1 protein-coding gene is annotated in these 2076 nt (G+C 60.6%); it reads left to right on the forward strand.

Annotated elements, in window-relative coordinates:
• A partial coding sequence (locus tag VF436_RS21340) for a condensation domain-containing protein (RefSeq protein WP_330906079.1) occupies positions 1 to 2076 on the forward strand: 2076 nt, incomplete at both ends.

A 2076-nucleotide genomic window follows, 5' to 3' on the forward strand; every position in this document is an offset into this window, starting at 1 on the left:
GCAGATCAAGTTGCGCGGTTTCCGCATCGAGCTGGGCGAGATCGAGTCGGCACTGACGTCGTTGACCGGTGTGCAGGCAGCGGCCGTGGTCGTTCGCGAGGATGTCGTCGGACACAAGCAACTGGTGGGCTATGTCGTGGCACATGCCGATCATGTCGTGGATACGGCAGGCTGGCAACTGGCGCTGGCGTCGCGTCTGCCGGAATACATGGTGCCCGCCGCGCTGGTATCGCTTGCAGCCTTGCCACTGACGCCCAATGGCAAGCTCGATCTGCGTGCCTTGCCGGCGCCGGAGCTGACGAGACGTCCCCTTCGCGAACCGACGACGCCTGCCGAAGTGGGCCTGGTCGCGCTGTTCAAGGACGTCCTGAAGGTTGACACCGTTGGCATTGACGATAATTTCTTCGACCTCGGTGGTGACTCGATTCGTGCGATCCAGTTGAAGGCGCGGGCGCAGAACGCCGGATTCGATTTCGATATTCCTACCTTGTTCGATCACCCTACGGTAGCCGCACTCGCTGTCCATGTCGGACAGGCTGTGCACCAGGGCCATACGAGTGCTTATGACCTGCTTGATGCAAGTGATCGCGCCCTACTACCTGCGGATATCGAAGCGGCCTATCCACTAAGCCGGTTGCAGGAAGGCATGCTTTTTCATGCCCAGCACGATGTTGGCGCGTATCTCTATCACGATGCAGTCTATGTCCGGGTACCGATGGCGCTGGACGCCGGGATTCTTCAGTCAGGCCTGCAAGCGCTGTGCGATCGTCATGAAATACTTCGCACGTCCTTTGATATGGATACGTATTCGCAGCCGTTGCAATTGGTGCATCGTGTCGCGACGTTGCCTTTAAGGTTGCTCCCCGCTTGCACGGCCATGGAGGAAGCCGGTCGTGTCACCGAATGCGTCCGGGAGCAGAATGCCCTCGCGTTCGACAAGGCCGATGCGCCACTCATGCGCGTGACGGCATGGCCGGTGATGGATGACACAGGCCGGTCGGGCGCATTCTATCTGGTGCTTGGATTTCATCACGCCATTCTCGACGGATGGAGCTGTGCGAGCCTGCTTACCGAACTCCTTGGTCGATATGAGGCGTTTGAGCAGGAGGCATCGTTCAAGGCCGAGCCGTTCGTCAGCCACTATCGCGACTACATCGCCGGTGAGCAAAGAGCGCTCGCCTCTCCCGAGCACCGTAAGTTCTGGCAAGACTATCTCGACGGTGTGGATTCGGTAGAGCGGCCACGGGAAATCAGGGAGAGCTTGCAGGCGCGCGTCACGGGTGCGCCTCCCTCGGCATCCGTCAACCTTGACAAGGCCACCGTCCGTTCGCTGGATGCCATCGCTCGTGAGTTGCGCTTGCCCGTCAAGACGCTCTGTCTGGCCGCGCACATGCAGGCGTTGAGCGTGCTCGAAGGCACGCGAGACGTGCTGACCACACTGGTCACTCATGGCCGTCCGGAAACTATCGATGGGCACGCCATCGCCGGGCTGTTTCTCAATTCCGTCCCGTTACGCCTGCACATGCAGGGAGAAAGCTGGGCTGCGCTGGCCGAGCGCACCCATGCCCAGGAAAAACGGATATTCCCGCACCGCAATTATCCCATGGCGCAGATTGCGCAGGATCTTGGGCTGAAGGGACTGACCCGGGTCTTGTTCAACTACACGCACTTCCACGTCTACGACGGCCTGAAAATAAAGGGCGAAGTGCTGGATGTGCAAAATGGCAATAATACGAACAGCTTCGATCTGACGATCGATTTCCAGCGCCGCGGCGATCTGTTGCTTGGCGAACTGACGGGCAGCCTGGGCATCGTGGATCAATCCATGCTCGATCGCTACGCGCGGTGCTATGAACGCGTGCTCTGTGCCATGGCCGAAGATGTCCACGCGCGCATTCGCCATCGCGCTCTGTTGGATGAATCCGAACTGGCCCGCTGGCTGGCACAGGCCCAACCCCAACCGCAGGCATGGCCGGCGGCATACCTGCCGGATCTGTTCGCCGAACAGGCAGCCCGTACGCCCGACGCGCTGGCCATCGTCGCTGGCGACGACAGCCTGACCTACGCCGCGCTGGC

This window comes from Dyella sp., from assembly GCF_036384435.1.
Classification (GTDB): Bacteria; Pseudomonadota; Gammaproteobacteria; order Xanthomonadales; family Rhodanobacteraceae; genus GSA-30.